The sequence below is a fragment of the Micromonospora sp. CPCC 205546 genome (assembly GCF_036902715.1).
GTDB lineage: Bacteria > Actinomycetota > Actinomycetes > Mycobacteriales > Micromonosporaceae > Micromonospora.
Window position 1 is genome coordinate 1 of the sequence record NZ_JBAKHL010000185.1, and the last position, 616, is coordinate 616.

1 protein-coding gene is annotated in these 616 nt (G+C 67.9%); it reads right to left on the minus strand.

Annotated features, from left to right (window positions below; all coding sequences use genetic code 11):
- The coding region (locus tag V6U77_RS29960; RefSeq protein ID WP_334610087.1) for a condensation domain-containing protein at positions 1 to 616 on the minus strand (616 nt) is incomplete at both ends.

Sequence of the window (616 nt, forward strand, 5' to 3'; positions counted from 1 at the left end):
TGTTCTGCCAGGCGAACATGACCTGGAACAGGGGGGTGTGGGCGAGGTTGCGGGTGGGGTTGACGGCTTCGACGACGTGTTCGAAGGGGAGGTCCTGGTGGTCGAGGGTGGTGAGGGTGAGGTCGCGGACGCGGTGCAGGAGTTGGGTGGTGGTGGGGTTTTCGGTGAGGTCGATGCGTAGGGCGAGGGTGTTGACGAAGAAGCCGATGAGGTTTTCGAGTTCGGCGCGGCGGCGGTTGGCGGTGGGGGTGCCGATGATGAGGTCGTGGTGGCCGGTGAGGCGGGACAGGACGATGGCCCAGGCGGTGAGCAGGGTCATGTAGAGGGTGGCGCCGTGGTGGGTGGTGAGGGTTTTGAGGGCGGTGGTGAGTTGGGTGTCGATGGTGATGGGGAGGTGGGCGCCGTGGTGGTCCTGTTCGGTGGGGCGGGGTCGGTCGGTGGGTAGGTCGAGCAAGGTGGGTGCGTCGGCGAGGGTGTGTCGCCAGTGGGTTTCCTGGCGTTGTGCGGTGCCGTCGGTGAGCCATTGGCGTTGCCAGGCGGCGTAGTCGGCGTACTGCACGGGCAGGGGTGGCAGCGGGTCGGGGTGGCCGTGGTGGTGCGCGGCGTAGAGCACCCC